Source organism: Acinetobacter sp. ANC 7912 (assembly GCF_039862785.1).
GTDB classification, from domain to species: Bacteria; Pseudomonadota; Gammaproteobacteria; order Pseudomonadales; family Moraxellaceae; genus Acinetobacter; species Acinetobacter thermotolerans.
Window position 1 is genome coordinate 625,664 of sequence record NZ_CP156795.1, and the last position, 20,545, is coordinate 646,208.

Annotated in this window: 17 protein-coding genes and 1 riboswitch; of the genes, 8 read left to right on the plus strand and 9 right to left on the minus strand. The window is 43.7% G+C overall.

The annotated features are described in order from the left end of the window. Positions 1-47: 47 nt before the first annotated feature. The 5 genes from ABEF84_RS03155 to ABEF84_RS03175 form a co-directional block, all read right to left on the minus strand. Positions 48-1,493, minus strand: a complete 1,446-nt coding sequence (locus tag ABEF84_RS03155) for a protein adenylyltransferase SelO family protein (RefSeq protein WP_347453579.1) — start codon at positions 1,491-1,493, stop codon at positions 48-50. Between the two features lie 124 nt (positions 1,494-1,617). After that, positions 1,618-2,784 carry an acyl-CoA desaturase gene (locus tag ABEF84_RS03160; RefSeq protein ID WP_034584583.1) on the minus strand — a complete coding sequence of 389 codons (1,167 nt, stop codon included), beginning with the start codon at positions 2,782-2,784 and terminating at the stop codon, positions 1,618-1,620. A 510-nt stretch (positions 2,785-3,294) separates the two neighbouring features. Further along, entirely contained in the window at positions 3,295-4,008 is a 714-nt protein-coding gene (locus ABEF84_RS03165; RefSeq protein WP_034584580.1) for a glycerophosphodiester phosphodiesterase, read from the minus strand. Positions 4,009-4,153: 145 nt separating this feature from the next. Beyond that, complete coding sequence (locus ABEF84_RS03170; RefSeq protein ID WP_034584578.1) at positions 4,154-4,738, minus strand: cob(I)yrinic acid a,c-diamide adenosyltransferase; 585 nt, start codon at positions 4,736-4,738, stop codon at positions 4,154-4,156. 95 nt (positions 4,739-4,833) lie between these two features. Continuing rightward, a complete protein-coding gene (locus tag ABEF84_RS03175) occupies positions 4,834-6,690 on the minus strand; it encodes a TonB-dependent receptor domain-containing protein (RefSeq protein ID WP_347453580.1) in 1,857 nt (618 codons plus the stop codon). Between the two features lie 36 nt (positions 6,691-6,726). After that, a riboswitch (cobalamin riboswitch) is annotated at positions 6,727-6,946 on the minus strand. Between the two features lie 145 nt (positions 6,947-7,091). Here ABEF84_RS03175 and ABEF84_RS03180 point away from each other — a divergent pair. From ABEF84_RS03180 to ABEF84_RS03190, 3 genes are all read left to right on the plus strand, one after another. Beyond that, positions 7,092-7,733, plus strand: a complete 642-nt coding sequence (locus ABEF84_RS03180; protein ID WP_347455784.1) for a phosphoribosylanthranilate isomerase — start codon at positions 7,092-7,094, stop codon at positions 7,731-7,733. Further along, positions 7,717-8,946 (plus strand): tryptophan synthase subunit beta, encoded by a 1,230-nt coding sequence (gene trpB / locus ABEF84_RS03185; protein ID WP_034584571.1) that lies wholly within the window; start codon positions 7,717-7,719, stop codon positions 8,944-8,946. The genes ABEF84_RS03180 and trpB overlap by 17 nt, the downstream gene beginning before the upstream one ends. A gap of 558 nt (positions 8,947-9,504) precedes the next feature. Beyond that, positions 9,505-10,497 carry a DUF2804 domain-containing protein gene (locus ABEF84_RS03190; RefSeq protein ID WP_034584569.1) on the plus strand — a complete coding sequence of 331 codons (993 nt, stop codon included), beginning with the start codon at positions 9,505-9,507 and terminating at the stop codon, positions 10,495-10,497. A 49-nt stretch (positions 10,498-10,546) separates the two neighbouring features. Here ABEF84_RS03190 and ABEF84_RS03195 read toward each other — a convergent pair. Together ABEF84_RS03195 and ABEF84_RS03200 are read right to left on the minus strand one after the other, a co-directional pair. Beyond that, positions 10,547-11,769, minus strand: a protein-coding gene (locus ABEF84_RS03195) for an IS3 family transposase (RefSeq protein WP_347452885.1) whose coding sequence is annotated in 2 segments (ribosomal slippage) — positions 10,547-11,433 and positions 11,433-11,769 — 1,224 coding nt in all. Because the reading frame shifts where the segments join, the coding sequence is not laid out codon by codon here. 100 nt (positions 11,770-11,869) lie between these two features. Continuing rightward, positions 11,870-12,748 (minus strand): metal-dependent hydrolase, encoded by an 879-nt coding sequence (locus tag ABEF84_RS03200; protein WP_034588014.1) that lies wholly within the window; start codon positions 12,746-12,748, stop codon positions 11,870-11,872. A 143-nt stretch (positions 12,749-12,891) separates the two neighbouring features. Here ABEF84_RS03200 and ABEF84_RS03205 point away from each other — a divergent pair, with 143 nt between their 5' ends. Continuing rightward, positions 12,892-13,938: an AraC family transcriptional regulator ligand-binding domain-containing protein gene (locus ABEF84_RS03205; protein WP_347453582.1), complete on the plus strand. Its 1,047-nt coding sequence runs from the start codon at positions 12,892-12,894 to the stop codon at positions 13,936-13,938. 41 nt (positions 13,939-13,979) lie between these two features. Here ABEF84_RS03205 and ABEF84_RS03210 read toward each other — a convergent pair whose 3' ends face one another. Then, positions 13,980-15,314 carry a Na+/H+ antiporter NhaC family protein gene (locus tag ABEF84_RS03210; RefSeq protein WP_034588011.1) on the minus strand — a complete coding sequence of 445 codons (1,335 nt, stop codon included), beginning with the start codon at positions 15,312-15,314 and terminating at the stop codon, positions 13,980-13,982. A 365-nt stretch (positions 15,315-15,679) separates the two neighbouring features. Between ABEF84_RS03210 and trpA the strand changes: the two genes are divergently transcribed. From trpA to ABEF84_RS03230, 4 genes are read left to right on the plus strand one after another with little or no spacing between them, the layout of a single operon-like run. Further along, positions 15,680-16,483 carry a tryptophan synthase subunit alpha gene (gene trpA, locus ABEF84_RS03215; RefSeq protein WP_034588009.1) on the plus strand — a complete coding sequence of 268 codons (804 nt, stop codon included), beginning with the start codon at positions 15,680-15,682 and terminating at the stop codon, positions 16,481-16,483. After that, on the plus strand, positions 16,480-17,376 hold the full coding sequence (gene accD / locus ABEF84_RS03220; RefSeq protein WP_034588006.1) for an acetyl-CoA carboxylase, carboxyltransferase subunit beta: 897 nt from the start codon (positions 16,480-16,482) through the stop codon (positions 17,374-17,376). Before trpA ends, accD begins: the two co-directional genes overlap by 4 nt. Further along, entirely contained in the window at positions 17,373-18,662 is a 1,290-nt protein-coding gene (gene folC / locus ABEF84_RS03225; protein ID WP_034588003.1) for a bifunctional tetrahydrofolate synthase/dihydrofolate synthase, read from the plus strand. The genes accD and folC overlap by 4 nt, the downstream gene beginning before the upstream one ends. Continuing rightward, positions 18,653-19,660 (plus strand): SPOR domain-containing protein, encoded by a 1,008-nt coding sequence (locus ABEF84_RS03230; protein WP_375730994.1) that lies wholly within the window; start codon positions 18,653-18,655, stop codon positions 19,658-19,660. Before folC ends, ABEF84_RS03230 begins: the two co-directional genes overlap by 10 nt. Here the strand turns inward: ABEF84_RS03230 and ABEF84_RS03235 are convergent. Next, positions 19,657-20,262, minus strand: a complete 606-nt coding sequence (locus tag ABEF84_RS03235) for a dual specificity protein phosphatase family protein (RefSeq protein ID WP_034588016.1) — start codon at positions 20,260-20,262, stop codon at positions 19,657-19,659. The two genes, ABEF84_RS03230 and ABEF84_RS03235, sit on opposite strands and share 4 nt — an antisense overlap. Positions 20,263-20,545 lie beyond the last annotated feature (283 nt).

Genomic DNA, 20,545 nt, shown 5'->3' on the forward strand with positions numbered 1-20,545 from the left:
GGATAATGTTTAAATTATCCACAGTTTTTAGTTGTGTTGTGAATAAATTAAGACGAACAGCTGACCATGACTTCAGGCACATCACTTGGTAATGGGCCGAGGTCTTCAGGCTGTTCCAGTTCCGGCTGCTGAGTAAATGGCTGGCTGAGTAACTTGAATAAACGATCGACTTCTGAAAAGTCATCTGCTTCCGCCAGTTCAATCGCTTTCTGTGCCATGTGATTGCGCAAAATATACTGTGGATTGGCTTTCACCATTTCTGCATCTAGCTCATCGGTATCTTGGTATTCACGGATCGCCTGATACTGACTCAAGAAACTTTCAAAACTACGACGATCCAGACAGTCATCCTTGATCGCTTCATATTCTTTGTTCTGCAGATGGATAAAGCTCTGGGTATAGTCGAGCTGCTCGCTTTGCAGGATTCTTAAGAAGGCCATGGCACAATCAAAACTGTCTTTATGGAAACTTGGTAAACCCATTTTCTGATTTAAGCCATGTTTATAATGCTCTAAGAAGGTCGGTTCATAGTGCTCTAAACATGCAGCTAAATCTTGCTTCCATTGCTCTTTGTCATAATTTGCAGGGCAGAGAGGAACCAGATTATTCAGCCAGGTCCAGAGGTTCCAATGCCCAATGCTTGGTTGGTTTTGATAGGTATAGCGGCCCTGATAATCGGAGTGGTTGTTAATCCAGTTCGGGCGGAAACGCTCCATAAAACCATACGGGCCAAAGTCCAGCGTTGAACCGGTAATATTTAAATTATCGGTATTCATTACGCCATGGGCAAAACCAACCAGCTGCCATTTGGCAATCATGACTGCAGTACGTTGTACCACCTGAGTAGCAAAGGCGAGTACAGGCTGTTCAGCCTGCAGACACTCTGGATAATGCCATTCGATACATTTCTGGGTGAATTCAGGCAGCAGATCAGGCTGATACTGATTGATCCATTCAAAATGCCCAAAGCGGATATGACAGTCCGAAGTGCGTAGTAGCATCGCGCCAGGTTCGAGCTTTTCACGCTGTACCCCTTGGGCAGATGAAGTAAAACCGACCGCATTGCTGGAAGGAATACCCAGACAGTTCAAGGCATGACCTGCCAGATATTCACGGATTACGGAACGCAGCACGGCGCGACCATCACCCATACGAGAATAAGGCGTTGCACCAGCACCTTTTAAATGCAGGTCAATCGTCTGGTGATCTTTATCCAGAATCTGGGCGATCAGCAAACCACGTCCATCACCGAGCTGCCCCGCCCACTGACCAAACTGATGTCCGGCATAGACCATGGCCAGCGGTTCAAATTCAGCAAAGGTTTTCTGGCCGCTACAGATTTCTACCCATTCAGCTTTGTCCTGTTCTGACCATTGCAGCTGATCGGCCAAAGCTTCATTGAAATGACCGGCTTTGGCCCCTTTTAACGGTAGTGGTGGCTGATGATGGTAAAGACGGGGAGAGAGAGTGTTGTAGCGCGGATTAAATTGCATAGCGATCAGATTCAACTTTTATTTAGTTCACTATAACAAAGAATAATGTTGAAAACTGTTGAACATTTTTGCTGGTTCTAAATAAAAAACGCCCCAAATCTGGAGCGTTTTTAAAGTTTTTAACTTATTCGGAAACTGGTGCTTTTTTTAAGTTGCGAACCAGCAAATTCAGGGTTTCACGGTGATGAGACAGGCGCTGTTCCACCAGCTGGAATTCCATTTTTAGCTTGCCATCCATCTGATGAATTTTCTCGGCAACTGCTGCCTTTTTCACTTGAAGCTCTTTTTCTTTCAGCTTGGCCCAGTCATTCAGGGTTTGGGTGAAAGCATCATATTCCTGAGAGATCTTGCTTTTAACATTGGCAATGTCTTCATTCACGTCATGGCCATATACGGCAAGGTCTTGCTCAGCATATTTGAACTTCATCGCCAGTTCAGCTTTCTTGATGTTGAAGCTTGGAATACGGCGCAGGTTTTTTGCCAGACCAAGTTTTGAACAAGTCCAGATTAGCCATTTTGTTGGGTCATATTGCCACCATTTCACGCCATTACGGTAGTCGTACTGGAAGATGTGGTGGTAGTTGTGATAACCCTCACCCCAAGTTGCAATCGCTAACCAGAAGTTATCTCGTGCGGTATTTTCATCCGTATATGGACGAGAACCCCACATGTGGCAAAGCGAGTTAATGAAGAAAGTCACGTGATGGCTCAGGATCAGACGAACCAGACCGCCCAGTAACAGTACGCCCCAGACATCACCGACAGCCCAGCCGATTGGCAACAGGATGGCAGCGTGTACTGCGATGACCAATAGAATGTAGTATTTGTGCTGAAACATCACCAGTTTGTCATTGAGCAAATCAGGTGCATTTTTATAGTTTGGTTCAGCTGCTGGATAGTCACGAAGCATCCAGCCCAAGTGTGCATACCAGAAGCCGTTTTTGATTGAGTAGGGGTCTTTTTCGATATCATCGACATGGCGGTGATGGGTACGGTGACCAGAACCCCAGTACAAAATACTGTTTTGTACAGCAAATGTACCCATGATCATTAAAATAATTTTTAGTGGTAAAGTTGCTTCATAAGCACGGTGTGCCCAAAGACGGTGGTAACCTGCAGTAATACCCAGGCTACTCACGCCAAGTAAAACAAACATGCTGATCCAGGCTGCGAGACTGAAATCATGGTGGTACGCGTACAAGGGAATTGCGATGACTGCTACGATTGGTAATACAACCAGAGCAAACACAGCGACCCAGTTAATTGGGGCTTGAGGTAGGGGAGCATTCATCTCCAACAGCACTCCTGGAACCTAGGAAAAATGTTTCTGAACCTAGGAAGGTATATCTAAAAAAATTCCAATCCAGTTGTTTTTATAACGGATAGAACTTAAGCATATTAGCATGTGCAGCAGGGTGGCACTAGCATTTATATACAGGTGTATTGTACTTATGAGTAACAGAATAATTAAAACGAAAAATGCCATTTTTAGGTTGTGACAAGATGCCGTTTTTCAAAGTTAAATTGAGAAACTTCAACAGTTAAAAAGTGGAAAAAACCACATAATTTCATTTGTGTATCAGTATTATCAATCAAAAGCTCAAGGCTTTATTTTTCTAAAGATGTACCGTTTAGAGAGAGTTATACTTTTATAGAATGGTCTTTTAGTCGCTTTATATTCGGAACAATATGAAGAAAATTGGAGCAAACATCACAAAATATATGTAACTGCTGTTGAAATTAAGGCTTTAGATAAAATAAAACCTCTTGGTGAAGAGGTTGTAAAAACATCATTTGGAACTTATAGCTGTTGCAGCATCAGTTTCGGAAAATCGGTAATCAAGCCTTGTACCCCAAGATCGCGCAGTTCTTTGGCACGTTCAACATCATTCACGGTCCAGACACTGATATTCAGTTTTGCTGCTTGGGTGGCTTTAATGATGTCCTGATCTGCCAGTTCATTCATCCAGCCAATCTGGCAGCATCCTAGTTCTAAAGCCTGATCAATGGCTTTATGCTTAATATCGTTTTCAATTAACAAACCACGTTTAAACTGTGATTTCTGTTGTTGCAGTGCCGCATGGATCTTGGTATCAAAGCTGGTGATAATCGCAGAATGTTCAAAACCTTTCAGCTGTTGCTGTAACTCTAAGGTCAATTTTTCTGCCGCAGCTTCTGAGGCCACTTCTTTGACTTCGACTTCAATATGGTCAAAGTTGTGAATGACTTTCAGGGTTTGATTAAGTAGAGGAGTGGGTTCAACTCGATTCCACTCTGACCATTTTACCGCGTGGTTATAGGGACGCAGTTCATCATGACTGCATTCATATAGATGCTTTTGCTGGCCTGTGGTACGAACAAAATTATCATCATGCATGATAATCAGGGCATTATCTTTCAATTGTCGAACATCAAATTCAACCGCACGAATCCCGATGTCTTGGATATATTGAAAACCGCCCAAGGTATTTTCTGGCGCTTCTCCACGTGCACCGCGATGCCCTATTATGCGCATGTCGCGATAACCTGAAAAAGTGAAGATAAAAACATGATGATGAGGAATAGTTACAGGAGAATGACGTTATTCTGCGCCTGAAATACTTTGTTGCAAATACCGTTGGCGCAGAATTTTCCGTGAAATTTAGTACGTTTTAGTGGATTTATTGATCAATCGTGTCATTGATATTTTTCTGCCAGAGGACTTCTGAGCCACCTTCAGCGCGTTGCAGGGTACGGGAAGCGACAAACAACCAGTCTGATAGACGGTTGAGTAACTGTAGCGATGTGGGCTGAATATTCTGGTCACGGTGATGTACCGACATGACACTGCGCTCAGCGCGACGGCATACTGCACGGGCCTGATGGGCAAAGCTGCAAACCAGTGTACCGGCTGGCAGAATGAAATCTTTCAGCATTGGTAAAGCTTCATTCATGCGGTCAATGTCATTTTCCAGAAATTCAATTGAGACTGGCTGAACTAGATTAAAGCCAGGAATACAAACTTCACCACCCAAGTCGAATAACCAGTGCTGGATCAGGCTTAACGACTTATCCCAAGTGGCCTTATCTTCAATATTGCTTACCGCGATTTGCGAACGCAGTACGCCGATGCAGGCATTTAGTTCGTCGACATCACCAAGCGCATTGATACGCAGGTCATCCTTGGCTACGCGTGAGCCATCACCGAGGCCTGTAGTGCCTGAGTCGCCGGTACGGGTATAGATTTTACTTAAACGGTGGCCCATGTAATTTCCTTAAAATTTTGATATCTCAATTTAAAAAGCATCATGCCATAGGTATGACATGATGCTCAAAAGTATTTATCTAAAGGGTAATGAACTTAGTATTTGAAGGTGACCCCGGCAGAGGCAAGGCGACCGCCGTTGATATAATAAATATCTGAACCCCATTGTGAAGCTGAGGCTGTTTTATATTCAACATCTCCAATATTCTGTATATTCGTAAATAGTTTTACATTCGGGGTAACATTCCAGTAGGCATTTACATCAATAGTTGCATAGCCTCCGACACCGGAACCATCTTTAGGTTTGGATTTGGCTGAAAGTGAAGTACTGACACCATAGACTTCATTTTGAATACCTGAAGTAATTGTAAGACTTTGGCGTGGGCGACGAGGTAAGTCAGCATCAGTTACTTTGTTTTTAGGTTGGACATAGGCATAAGATGCTTTTAGTAATAAATCATCTTTTTTCCAATTCAGATCAAGTTCACCACCCGTCAGGGTGGCTTCATTTACATTGTTATTTTTACCATTGTCCCAAGAAATTAAATTGTCGACCTCATTGCGATAGGCAGATAAACCCAGTGTTAAATGATCCGTAATAATCTGATCTAAACCAATTTCATAAGAAACACTTTCTTCAGACTTTAACTCGGGATTACCCCCCCAGCTTAATGCATATAGATCATTATTACTCGGTGCTCTAAATGCTGTTCCTATATTGCTATAAATACTTGTTTGAGGTAGAAGCTGATAGCGTGCAGCCAATTGACCTACAGTATGTGAACCAAAAGTTTCATTATCTTCTACACGTAGTCCAGCTTGAGTTTGTAAGTTATCAGATTGGTATTGATGTTGAATAAAGTAACCTGTACTAGATACATCTTTTAAATAATCAACACCGTATAATCCAACACCATTAAGTACATCAGACTCAGTATTTTTATATACGACACCCGCTAAAATATTTTGTGCATGAGTAAATTGCCATTTACTATACAATTCAGCTTCTCGAGTCTTATTGTAAACCGAATCTTGAGATTCATTTTGTTCAAGATCATCTTTAAATTGTGATAAACGTGCATTAATTGAAAGATCTTCAGTAAGATTTACACGACCTTTAAGATTTATAAACTCATTTTTAAAGTCTTGGCTGAAATTTTTAATGCCAGTATATGTCTCATTATCATTTATATATTGAGATCGCCCAGAATTTTCTGAGTAATCTATTGAGGCTGCGTATTGTTCTTTTTCAATACCTAATTTTGTGCTAAATCCTTTTTGATCATAACTCCCAGCTTGGATTTGAGTATCCTTTAAATTTGTTACTTGAGTACCATCTGATTCTAAACGTTGTCCACGAATTTGTGCATACACACCATTTTCATATAAGTCCGCACCAACAAGAGATTTATAAGTTTGATGCTCTCCTATTTCACCTGTAATAAAAGCGCCTGTTTTACTTGGTGATTTAGAAACTAAATGAATTACACCGCCAATAGCATCAGTACCATAAAGAACAGATGCAGGTCCTTTTAAAATTTCTATTTGTTTAAGATCAGTAGTGTCAATAAATTGAATAGAAGGGGAACCTTGAGATGGAGTATTTAATCTTACACCATCGCGCATTACTAAAGTATGATCGGATTCAGTACCACGTAGAAAGATTGAGGCTTGCTGTCCCAGACCACCAGTTTGTACCATATTGATAGATGCATCATTTTGTAGCAGGTGCGGTAAAGAGGCGATTGGAGATTGTTCCAATTTTGCTGGTTCAATAACATTGATCCGCGCTGGCACATTTTCAATCTTTTCTTCAGAACGTGTAGCGGTCACTACAATGGTCTCTAAAGATGTTTTTGCTTTAGGTGTTGTTTCGGCAAAAACAGATGAAGTAGAACCCAACGCAAGTGCGATTGCACCGACCAAAGCAGTCGGTTGAAATTGAATAGACATAATGTGCTCCATACATTCACTTCCCCGTGAATGATTGAGTTAAAGAACACAACAAGCAGGTATCCGGACTTAAATGTGCAGGGCAATTGCCATGCTGCCAATCCACCTTCCCACATATTTATGTTGTTCTATGCAGTGGCGTAAACCTAAGATTTAAATTGATTGACGTTTCATTTTTTACCGTTGCGGGGGCAGTGCTGGATTTACACCAGCTTCCCTAAAGCAGGAGGCTTTGACTTGTTGCAAGGTGAGCGCAGTATAAGACGAGCATTTAATTTACACAATCTGAATAAATAAATATCAGTGTGAACTTTACGCAAGCCCTATAAATTGCTTTACAATGATTCGTTCAATTTCATAGATCGGCTATGACATTGAGAAAATTTTCGAGCCAAATCAATATGCGAACCCGTGCCAAAATTTGTGGAATAACCCGAGTTGAAGATGTACATGCTGTAGTGAATGCAGGCTGTGATGCGATAGGATTTGTATTTTATCCACCAAGCCCACGCAGTGTGACATTGGAGCAGGCTGAAACACTGGTTCAGGCAGTTCCAGCCTATGTACAGGCGGTGGGATTATTCGTCAATAGTAGTGCCGATGACATCCAGAGTATTTTAAAAACTGTGCCACTGGACATTCTGCAGTTTCACGGTGATGAAACACCAGAACAGTGCCAGTCGATTGGCAAACAGGTTGGACGCCGTTGGTATAAAGCTATTCAGGTTAAACCCGGTCTGGATGTGGTGGCAGAAATTCAAAACTATCAGGATGCAGGCGCAAGTGCAGTGCTGTTAGACGCATGGCATCCGGATTTAAAAGGTGGCACAGGGCATAGCTTTGACTGGACCACATTCCCTAAACTCAATATTCCTTTGATCTTGGCAGGTGGATTAAATCCTGACAATGTCGAACAGGCAATTCTCACTACACGGGCGTATGCCGTCGATGTGAGTGGCGGTGTCGAGTCCGCAAAAGGTATTAAAGACCAACAACTCATAGAACGCTTTATGCAAGGAGTCCATCGTGGATCAGCAAAATAATGTGATTGACTATACCCAATTCCCGAACGAACAAGGGCATTTCGGTATCCATGGCGGACGTTTTGTGTCAGAAACTCTTATGGCAGCTCTAGAAGATCTGGAGAAGCTGTATTTCCGTATGAAAAATGACGAACAGTTTCTGGCAGAATTCGACCGTGACCTCGCTTACTACGTAGGTCGTCCAAGTCCGCTTTATCATGCTGAACGATGGTCTAAAGAGTTGGGTGGTGCGCAGATTTACTTGAAACGTGAAGACCTGAACCATACCGGTTCACATAAAGTGAATAACACGATTGGCCAGGCACTACTTGCAAAACTTTCAGGCAAAAAACGTATCATTGCGGAAACAGGTGCAGGTCAGCATGGTGTAGCAACTGCAACGATTGCTGCACGTTTAGGTCTTGAATGTGTCGTGTTCATGGGTGCAGAAGACGTAAAACGACAGGCAATGAACGTGTACCGTATGCGTTTACTGGGTGCAACCGTTGTACCGGTAGAAAGTGGCTCTAAAACGCTGAAAGATGCCATGAACGAAGCAATGCGTGACTGGGTAACAAATGTCGATTCTACTTATTACGTCATTGGTACAGTTGCAGGTCCACACCCATATCCACAACTGGTGCGTGATTTCCAGTCAATTATTGGTCGTGAAGCACGTCGTCAGATTCTGGAACAAGCGGGTCGTCTACCAGATGCGCTAGTAGCTTGTGTAGGTGGTGGTTCAAATGCGATGGGCTTATTCTATCCATTTCTGAATGATTACGACGTGAAAATGTATGGTGTTGAAGCTGCAGGTTACGGTATCGAGACTGGTAAACACTCTGCACCATTGAATGCTGGTCACGTGGGTGTGCTGCATGGTAACCGTACTTACCTGATGTCAGATGAACAAGGCCAGATCATTGAGACTCACTCAATTTCTGCAGGTTTGGATTATCCAGGTGTAGGTCCAGAGCACAGCTTCCTGAAAGACATGAAACGCGTGAACTATGTGCCAATTAATGACCAGGAAGCGCTGCAAGGTTTCCGTGACCTGACTCGTATCGAAGGTATTATCCCGGCATTGGAAAGTTCACATGCGATGGCCTATGTGACTAAACTGGCTCCAACTATGGACAAAGATCAAATTATTATTGCGACAGTTTCTGGTCGTGGTGATAAGGACTTGATGACTGTCGCACGTATTGATGGCGTGGAAATGGTTGATATGTAATTTACTTAAACTTCTCTCTATACAGGAGAAGATTGGGATAAAGTGCTTAAAATCGTGTTGAAGCAATTCAGCACGATTTTTTTTATATATAACAAAAGTGATTTTTCGCCTGAAATTTAAATCGAGAAAAAGCCTTTGGTTACTTTGGGCTTTTCCAAAGTAACATCAGTATTGGCTGCTTATTGGTTTTGGGTTAAGTAGTCATGCACTTCAAGGTTCGAATAGATTTTCTTTCCATTCCTAAGTGTTATTTACTTTTGAAAGATCAAAAGTAACAAAAATCTTTTGTAAGGCTGAAGGTATATCCCTATACCTCAGCCTTACGGCGACATCCCTGTCGCCAAACCATGTTTCATATAGAGGGCACTTAAACATAAGTATCCCAATATCTATTTCAAATTTCGAAGTTTTAAAAAAGAATAAGATTCAAATTAAAATCAAATTGTTGCAAATCATTTGCCGATAAACGGTATAAAAAATCTTATCAAGGATTAGGAATTAGCATAATATCAAGTACGGCTGTATCAACTCTCCCACGTAGTATATGGAATGCCTTACATGGATTTAATTCAGGCAAATGGACAACCGCGTTACGGACGTTTTAAAGAAATTCCCAAAAGTATCGATTACAAAGGCTATCAGTACAAAAACCCCTATGGCCAGGTGGTAACAGGCTGGCGCAAGCATCTCAAATACAAAAAATTCAAATTCTGTAGTATCCAACATGAACATTACAGTATTGGGGTTGCAATTGCGGATATTGCCTGGGCAGGACATGGTTTTTTCTATATCTATAATCATCAGACCAATGAAGTTGAAGAATGGAATGCTATCAATTTCTTGTCACGACATACTGTGTTAGATGAACAGCCATTGTTTAATCACAGCTATTTTCATAAATCTCCATATCAGATCGAAATTCAGCATGCCAATGGCGTGCGTTATATCACTGTGACCAAATATGGTGACATCAAACTCAGCGCTCGGATTTTTTGTGCCGGCACTGAACCACTCAGTATGTGTAGTCCGACCGGGATTAATGGCTGGACTTATACCCAGAAGCTCACGACGTTAACCTGTGAAGGCCACTTTGTGACTCGACATGGGGAAACGATCCCTTTTAATGACCGAACCTTTGCATCATTAGATGATACTTGCGGGTTTCTGCGCCCTGAAACGGCGTGGTTCTGGTTGTCCTGTAATTTCTGGGATATGAAACAGAACCGGATCGGCATTAATCTGGCCTCTGGAGTCAATGAAAGCTTTGGGAATGAAAACTGCTTATGGATCAATGGCAAAATTTATGCGCTAGCGGATGTCTTGTTCCAGCAGGAAGCAGACAATCAGTGGAGTATCCATTCATTGGATAACAAATTGCAGCTACAAGTGACGACTGGCTGGCGCCGTTACGAGAATCTCAACCTGCGGCTGGTGGGTAGCCAGTTTAGCCAGTGGCAGGCACGGGTATCCGGTACCATTCAGCAGGATGATCAGGAAATCATCTTGCTGAACGAATATGCCTTACTTGAGCAGCATTATGCTAAATGGTAAATACTGTCTTGTCCTGAAATAGATTGACAGTATTCCACTTCAAACCGAGTTAAGCAATTAGCTCGGTTTTTGTTTGCTCATACATCTGATTCGGGGTGTTCATATTTAAACTTAAATGCGGTCTATAACAATTGTAAATCATGATAGATTCCGCAATTAAGTGATCTAACTCCTTCATGGTTTGACATCGCGTGGTTAAAAACTCCTGCTTTAATATTCCATTAATTCGCTCTGCTAATGCATTCTGATAACAGTCCTTGCCATCTGTCATGGAAGGACATATCCCATAATGGCGCAATGCCGATTGATATAGCTCAGAGCAATATTGAGCACCTCTATCTGAATGATGAATCATCCTAGTCGCTCGATCTGTCGCTTGCTGCATCGCCATATGTAGAGCCTGCACAACATTCTCCGCACGCATATCATTCGATAACTTATAACCTTTAATCTGTCGGGTATAAGCATCTGTCACCAAGGATAAATAATGCACACCTTCAGCACTCTCAACATAGGTAATATCACTAACAAAGACTTCATTGGCTTGCACTGCTGCATAATCCTTTAATAAATTTGGATGCTTCTTCATCCAATGCTTGCTATCCGTAGTTTTTGTATAGCGACGCTTAGGGCGAATCAATAAGTTATTTTCTTTCAATATTTTAAATAACTGATCCCGTCCACACTTTAAACCACGTTGCAACAATTTGCCTTTAATAAGCCAATACAGCTTACGTGTTCCGATACTTGGCATGAGACAGCGATATTCCATAACCAACTCAAGTATTTGTTCAGTTGCTTGTGCAGTCATTTGAGCACGTTTTTCTGCTTGATAATAAGCTTGTCGGGTGATTCCCAACCACTGACAATAACGTGAAACGCTTAGTCTTCTTTGGCTTTGCCAATCTTTGAAACGTGCTCGGTATACTTTTTTCCAAGATCAGTCCCACATTCTTTATCAATGTGATAAATCACATCCTGAATAAATTCAGTTTTAAGCTTTTCTGCGGCTAACTGCTTTTCTAATTGGCGGATTCGTTGTTGGGGTGTCAATTGGCGTTTAGAAGAAGTCGGCATATTCGAAGTCCAGTCCTGTTGTCCGTGCTTGCGTAACCATACCAGCACAGTTGATCTTCCTTGAATACCATATTTTGCCTGAGCTTGCTTATAAGTAATTTGCCCTTTTTCTACTTCATGTACCACCATCATTTTAAAGGCAAAGCTATAGTCACGTTGTGTACGTTTAACTCGTTGTTCTCGTTTATGTTCCATAAAATAAGTCTCTTAAGGTGTAAACTTATTTCAGGACGGGACATACTAGTGAATAAAAAAGCCTTCGATTGAAGGCTTTTTTATTTTGGAAAATCAAGTTTTAGTTTTTAGCGGCTTGCCAGAACGCTTCACCGGCCTGAATTGGATCACCCGTTTCAGCCAAGGTTTTGACCCAGACATCATATTGGGCAATGACTGGATGCTGGCTCGGATGGAAATCCTTCTTAAACCAGTCTGTATACTGTTTGCCCATGCGGGTCAGGGTACCTTTTTTGCCAAAGAACCATGGCAGACCACGGATATTCATTTGTAGCAGCTGGCGCAGATTAAATCCATCATGTTTCAACATGACATTGGCCCGGTAGATGGTAAAGCCGATCATCAAAGCACTGGTCCATGCCAGCGTGAATTTGCGCAGATTTTCCGGCACTTCACCCACCTGTTTCATCACATCGAAAGCCACATCACGGTGTTCCATTTCCTCAATCGCATGCCAGGCAAACAGGGCACGTACATAAGGATGCGCGTCTTTCAAGGTGTCTTTATGGCCATAAAAGGTTTCTGCCATTAGTGCTGTCATATGTTCAGCGGCTGCGGTCATGGCAATATTATATTGGGGTGAACGTTTTTCCAGTTCGAAGTTAAAAATCTTGTTTAAACGCCGAATAAACTGGTCAACTGGCATACCTTGCTGTTTCATGACCTGATTCATTTTTTCATGGGCGATGCCGTGTTGGGCTTCCTGACGGATAAAATCAGCCACACGACGTTGCAGGTCTGGATCGGTAATCTTGTCACGAAACATACGCACGCTTTGAATAAAATAGCGTTCACCATCCGGGAAAGTCAGGCTGAGCGCATCAAACATACGGGTCAGGTATGGATCGCCGCCAAACCAGAAGCGGGGAATTTCATCAAGCTTAAAATCAAGATTGGTGCGAACCACCGGCTGTACAGAAGTTTTTAATGGTGCATTCATCTTTTTTCATTTTTGTTGATGTCGATGCTGACAGTATGTCCTGAGGGACGCGATTTGTTTTGACAGTTGTTGCCATTTTTTATACATTTTACGCCAAATGAAAATAAAACTTGTCAAATTGCAGCGGGCGGTCAGAAGCACATATGCAGGAAATAAAAATATCCAATGGCTATATCCAGCTCTGGGCCACGCATTTACGTAGCCTGGGGATTGAGCCGCTACAGGCCGATTTTCTACATGATCTGCAAGTTCCACTCAGTAAGCTGATTGGCCAGCCTTTTGATGCTGAAGTCCCGCTAGAACTGCTAAATACCGTGATTGAACGAACCCAAGCCCATCTGCAGTGTCCGCAACTGATTTTTGAAATCGTCCAATCGATTCGCCCTGAGCATTTTGGGGTGCTGGGTTATATGGCCTCGAAAAGCAGCAGTGTTGCGGAAATGATTGACTATATCATGCGCTTTCAGCGTCTAGTGGTGGATGGTGGTGAATTTGTGCCACTGCAGTTGAAACAGCATGAACATAGCATTGAACTGTATTGGGCCTATATGCAGGACAAATATCAGCTGTTAAATGAACTGACTATGGCGGCGATGGTGCAACTGGGGCGTTATATCCTGCAAGATCACCCGCTCTTATTACGTTGTGTCCGTTTGGCACATGCGCCATTGATGGCGCAACTACATTATCAGAAGTTCTTTGGGACAGAAGTACGTTTCTCTCAAGACTATTATGGTTTTGAACTGGACCTGCAGGATTTACAACTAAAATCCGAACAGGCGGATCCGATGTTATTACAGCTACTGGTGCGCCAGGCCGAAGAAGCCATTGCTGCAAAACCTCCTACCGAATCCACTTTGCAGCAGGCGAGCAAGATTATTGCTGAGCAGCTACGGACTGAACACCGTGCAATTAAAATTGAACAGCTGGCGCAGCAGCTCCTGATGTCTTCCCGGAGTTTACAGCGGTATTTGAATGAAGAGGGCAGTTCCTTTAAAAAATTGCTGGAACAGGAACGGATTAAACGTTGTGAGATATTATTACAGCAAGGATTTAGCCTGACCGAAATTGCCCAACAGCTGGATTATTCTGATCAATCGGCATTAGCACGTGCTTATAAAGCGGCAACTGGGCAAACATTACTCCAAGCACGAAAACAACTGAAAATTGAAGAAGAAAAACCAAAATAAAAAGCGACCCCTAAGGACCGCTGATTTTTTACTTTTACTGTTTAAGCATTAGCTTTTAATTTTGGAAATCTAAAGGCAATCGCGAGGATCGCAAAAATCGCCAGAATCCAGCAGTAATACACGCCGCCAATCAGCTCGACTGGAGACAGTTTGGCAATTGAGCAAGCTAGCAATAGCTGCGCTCCGTAGGGAATCAGGCCCTGCACTACACAGGAAAAAATATCCATCAATGCAGCAGAACGTTTCGGATCAACACCATATTCTTTGGCCACTTCACGCGCCATATCCCCAGACAGGATGATCGCCACAGTATTATTCGCGACAAACAGGTTCGAGACAATCACCAGGAAGCTAATACCGATTTCACCGGCACGCTGACGGCCAACTTTAAATAGACGGGTCAGGGCATAGATGCGTTCAATCAACCAGCGCAAACCACCTTCACGTTGCATGATTGCCGATAAACCACCCAGGAACATCGACAGCAAAGCCACCTCAAACATGCCGACAAAACCGTCGTAAATAGATGTATTGAGTTTCAGCAGATCAAAATCAGGAATAGCAAACAGGCCAAACAAACCGGACAGTAGTACGCCGATGGTCAGTACCGCGAGTACATGCAGGCGGCTAAAAGCCAGGACAAAAACTGCGATATAAGGCAGCACTAACAGCCAATTAAAATCTTTATGTTCAATAGCACCTGCTGAAGTGGTGTGCAGAATATAAATCAGTACGGTGATGATGGATGCGGGTACGGCAATCCAGACATTGACGCGGAATTTGTCTTTCAGTTGAACTTTCTGGCTACTGGTTGCAGCAATGGTGGTGTCCGAAATCATCGACAGGTTATCTCCGAACATGGCACCGCCAACGACTGCACCAATCGCATGAATCACCGCAATATCGGTCGCTTGGGCAAAGCCAAAGGCAATCGGTGCACAGGCCGCGATGGTACCCATCGAAGTTCCCATTGCCGTCGCAATAAATGCGGAAATGACAAACAGCATTGGCAATACGAACTGTGGTGAAATCACCGACAGGCCCATTTGCACGGTGGCATCGACACTGCCGATAGCACTGCTGACACTGGCAAAGGCACCGGCTAACATAAACACCATGAACATCAGAATCAGGTTGGGGTGGCTGGCACCTTTTAGAAATTCTTCAATACTCTGGTTGAGTTTGCCGCGATACACTAATGCAGCCAAGATAATCGCAGGCAGGGCGGCAACGGGTGCTTTCACCTGATAGAACGCGAACTCGGTTCCGATCATGGTGTGGTAAATCCCGCTACCTAAAAAGATGGTTAAAAATACAATAAGCGGCAACAGTGCAATGGCCCGTGCCTGCACTGTAGCTTCGGAATCAGTCTGCATAGGAGATAGAAAAGTAAAAAAGTGCGAGTAGTATAAAGCAGGTTTTGCAATTTCAGAAAACTTTAAATCAATGCGCTAACACCCATAATTTTATTGAGTTTTTACCGATAAATATAAGTTTATCTAAATATTCAACATTTTACAGAATCCGAAAATTAGTCATCTTTGATCATTGAGAAAAAAATCAAAATATTCGTAAATACTGTCTTTCGGGTTGTTCTGAAATCTTCGCGCAGGAAATGAAATGCAATACCGCATGCTGTGTACTGTTCAATGAACAAAAAATAGCGTTACAATGCGGAGTCTTGTATTTCTACATAGTCAACGCCTCAAGTTTGAAAACACGTTAAGGAAAGCTCAACCCTATGTCACGTTTAGCCACACGATTTGGACAACTTAAATCTCAACAGCGTAAAGCTTTAGTTTCTTATGTCATGGCTGGTGACCCGCATCCAGAGGTGACTGTACCTCTGTTACACCAAATGGTGGATGCCGGTGTCGATGTGATTGAGCTAGGCTTGCCATTTTCAGATCCAATGGCGGATGGTCCCGTGATTGCACTTGCTGCGGAACGCGCACTTGCAGGTGGGACCAATACGCTGAATGCCCTGGAAATGGTGAAAGAGTTTCGCCAGAAAGATAGCGAAACTCCAGTGGTTCTCATGGGTTATTTAAACCCGGTTGAAGTGATTGGCTATGAAAAATTTGTCGCTTATGCCCATGAATGTGGGGTCGATGGCGTGCTTCTGGTGGATTTGCCACCTGAAGAAGCAGATAGTCTGAAAACCGTATTGCAAAAATATGACATGGATCAGATTTTCCTGCTGGCACCGACTTCGACTGATGAACGTATTCAGCATGTAGTGAAACAGGCCAGCGGCTTTATTTACTACGTATCGCTGAAAGGCGTGACTGGTGCAGCAACTTTGGATGTGTCTGAAGCTGCAGCCCGCATTCAGAAGATTAAAGCGGTGACTGATGTTCCTGTAGGCGTTGGTTTTGGTATCAGCGATGCTGCATCTGCGAAAGCGATGGGTGTTGCTGCCGATGCAGTCATTGTAGGAAGTGCGTTTGTGAAGCAGTTTGCAGCGCTCGCGCCAGAACAAGCCGTTCAAGCAACGGTGAATAAAGTCAAGGAGCTTCGAGCAGCGCTCGATGAGTTAGTATGAGTCAACCAGTGAAATCAGGCAAAATTCTGAGCCCATCGACCCCATGGACGGAGCGTACCGTTCCCGGCATTCATGTACCCGATGAGCAAACCGCGCTTAAGGCCACTTTTACCGAACCGACCATTGAGTGTCCAGAATGTCATGCCTTGGTAACACGTACCGCGATGTCATTTAATGCCTATGTTTGTCCGCAGTGTGATGAACATCTGAAAATGAAGGCGCGTGACCGTCTGAACTGGTTCTTTGACCAGGTACAGCATGAACTGGGCCAGGAATTCAAGGCTAAAGATCCGCTGAAATTTGTCGACAGCAAGCCTTACCCAGAGCGTATGGCAGAAGCGCAGAAGAAAACAGGTGAAACTGAAGCCCTAGTCGTGATGCAAGGTCTGCTCAAAGGCGTTCCGATGATTGCAACTGCATTTGAATTCGACTTTATGGGCGGTTCAATGGGCACAGTGGTCGGTGACCGTTTCGTGCAAGCGGCTGAACGTGCCATCGAGTTGCAACAACCATTAATCTGTTTCGCAGCGTCTGGTGGAGCACGTATGCAGGAAGGCATGTTGTCTCTGATGCAGATGGCGCGTACTTCAGCAGCGATCCAGCGTCTGAAAGAAGCTGGCCTGCCATATATCGTAGTCTTAACCCATCCAGTCTATGGCGGTGTGACTGCATCGCTGGCGATGCTGGGTGATGTGCATCTGGCTGAACCAAAGGCAATGATTGGCTTTGCAGGTAAACGCGTGATCGAACAGACCGTACGTGAAAAACTGGATGAACCGTTCCAGCGTGCAGAATATTTGCTTGATCATGGCGTAATCGATCAGATCGTTCACCGTCATGCATTACGTGATACAGTCTATCGTATTGTCACCAAATTGATGAATTTGCCTTGAACACAACAGCAGCACCTTTAGCAACAGATTCTTTGGATACATGGCTCGATTATTGGAGCCATGTTCACGTTACAGGGATTGATTTAGGCTTGGAACGGGTCATTCCGGTGGCTGAAAAGCTCGGTGTGACCAATCCTGCAGCCAAAGTGCTGACGGTGGCTGGAACCAATGGTAAAGGTTCTACAACGACGACCTTGGCCGCGATTTTAAATGCGCAAGGCTTTAAGGTTGGACTCTATCAATCTCCACACGTGTACCGCTTTAATGAACGCGTCAAGCTATGTGGCATTGAAGTGGAAGATCAATTGCTGATAGATGCTTTTGTTGAAGTCGATCAGGCTCGCCGCGAATGTAGTTTGAGCCTGTCGTTCTTTGAGGCGACCACGCTGGCAGCCTTCGTGATTTTCAAAAATGAACATTGCGATGTCTGGGTGCTGGAAGTGGGCTTAGGTGGCCGTCTGGATGTGGTCAATGTGGTCAATCCAGATGTCGCGGTTATTACCAATATCGGTCTGGATCATACCGACTGGCTCGGTGACACCATCGAAAAAATTGCCTTTGAAAAAGCAGGCATTATCCGTCCGAATATTCCGGTGATTTTTGGCGGACAACAACAGATTCCTCAAGCGATTTTAGACAAGGCAGCTGAATGTCAGGCACAGCTGTACGCCTTAAATCGTGACTATTTTTATGAAGCCTTCGAAGATGGCAAGTCTTGGGCGTTTGCATCTTCCGGTACAACGCTAAAGCTGCCGACAGGTTCGCTGGCTCTGGATAACATTTCAACCGCTGTTGCGGCAGTTTTGCTCAGTGGGCTGGAAGTCAGCCAGGAAGCCATTGCTAAAGGTATTCAAATTGCTAAATTGCCTGGCCGTTTTGAAGTTCGCGAAATTGAAAATAAAACCGTGATTTTCGATGCAGGACATAACCCGCATGGGGTGGAATTCCTGCTGCGACAATTGCGCCAATATTTAAAACAACATTCACAAATTTCCGAAGTCGTTTGTGTTTTCTCAATGCTGGGCGATAAAGATATAAATTCTGTTGTCGGGTTATTGAAAGACACGGTAGAGTTGTGGAAAATTGCACCGTTATCCGTGCCACGTGCGGCAGAGTTATCAGTTTTGACTGAGGCACTGAACGGGCAATCGATAGAAATTTACGACAATGTTAAATTCGCTTTTAGATCAGCACTGGATGAGATCAATAATAATCAGCTGATTTTGGTATGTGGCTCATTTCATACATTAGAAGCGGTATGGGAGTATTTGCAAGAATGTCAATGAATAACACGCAACGCTGGATGGGAGGCGTTGTTCTATTAGGAGGTGGTGTGTTATTGGCAGCATTACTTCTAAAAGGCAAAGCCGAACTGGACCATCACCGCGTAACTCCCCAAGAAGAGGTGGCTCAGGTCGAAAGCCGTGAGGTAACAACCCCAAGCTCTCTGACCGTTGATGTCGAAACTGAAAAACGTTTACTGGAACAGCAGCGCCGTGACCGTGAAAAAGCGGTGGCTGAACAGGAAGCGCGTGCCGCAGAATTCCTGGCGATGCAGCAACAGGCAGAAGCCGATGCTGCACGCAAAGCCGCTGAAGAATATGCAGCACTCAATGCCCATCGTATGGCCCAGCAAAGTTCCGACAATATTCCGCCAGAACTGGTGGAAGATGAACAGACTAAACAGAAACGTTTAGCTGAGGATAAAGCGGCGGCTCAAAAAAAGTTAGAACAGCAGAACCACACCCAGTCTAATCTGACCCAGCAGCATGACGCTGCCAAGAAAGAAGCTGAACGTAAGGCTGCTGAAGAAAAACGCAAGGCTGAAGAACGCAAAGCAGCCGAGAAGAAAGAAGCCGAGCGCAAAGCTGCTGAAGAGAAACGTAAAGCAGAAGAGCGTAAAGCGGCTGAAAAGAAAGAAGCTGAACGCAAAGCTGCTGAGGAAAAACGTAAGGCCGAAGAAAAGCACAAGGCTGAAGAAGCCAAGAAAAAGGCTGAAGCTGAAAAAGCTCGTAAGTTATTGGAAGGTGAGAGCCATAAGCAGTGGATGGTACAGGTGGCACTGGCAGCCAATGAAGCCAATGCCGATGCAATTGCTGCGAAACTGCGTGCCAAAGGCTACAAAGTCACCAAGAGTCCAACTTCGAAAGGGGTCCGTATCATGGTTGGTCCATCTAAAGACCGTGAAGCTGCAGATACCTTACGTAAGAAAATCGCCTCTGATGCCAGTCTGAACATGAAATCGGCTTGGGTGAATGAGTGGGTGCCGCTGGATAAGCGCTAATGCTTTTCATTCCCTGAAAGATGTGTAGATGGATTCGAGAGTTGCTCCCGGATCCATTTTACATTTTCAGGGCTAAATAAATTTTCAATATTGCGCCAGATGCTGTGAAAGCCATAGCCACCATGCTTCATTTCCCGTACTGCATCTTCTATTGCCCAGTTCTGGAAAATAATCCGGTACATCGCCACGCTGGCGCCAGTACGGTCTGAACCGTGATAACAGTGCAACAGCACTTTTTCATTGTTCTGTCGGGCCTGCTGAATTTCCTGCATGACTTTCAATAAATCTACCCGGTCGATCGCCCAGGTATGAATCGGTATATGTCGGAGTTTTAAATTTTCATTCGCAAGTATTTCGGAATCTTTGTCACGTGAACGCAGGTTAATCACCACAGCAATGTCATGCTGCTTTAATAAAGGCTTGAGTTCATGGCTAGGCTGTTCACTTCGATACAGTTCATCACTGATCTGATAGAAATTATGTGCTGCATGTAAAGTCTGTCCCCAATGCTGTGGGCGTTGATGTTCAGGTAAAGCTGGTGTCGTCATACAGCCAGATAAGGCAAGAGTAGCTACAAGAAGCAGCGAATAATAATTTTTCATCATGATCTAAATTTTAGTTTTGATGCTTATCTTAAACAGAAGCAAAATCTTAATAAAGAAAAAGCCTGTCCGAAGACAGGCTTTGGGGAATGTTCGAAAACCCGGCTCGTAAATGGGGTTCAAACAAGACATGAAAATGATGGTTTATGAATGACGATCCTCATTTTCATGGTGGAGAGTGACTTACAGCTTTTTTAATAGACTTCTTGCGTTAGTCAAATTTTAAGCAGTCAAAAGCTATATTTAATGAGGTTTTAGCCAATTCAAAAATTAGATAAAACTA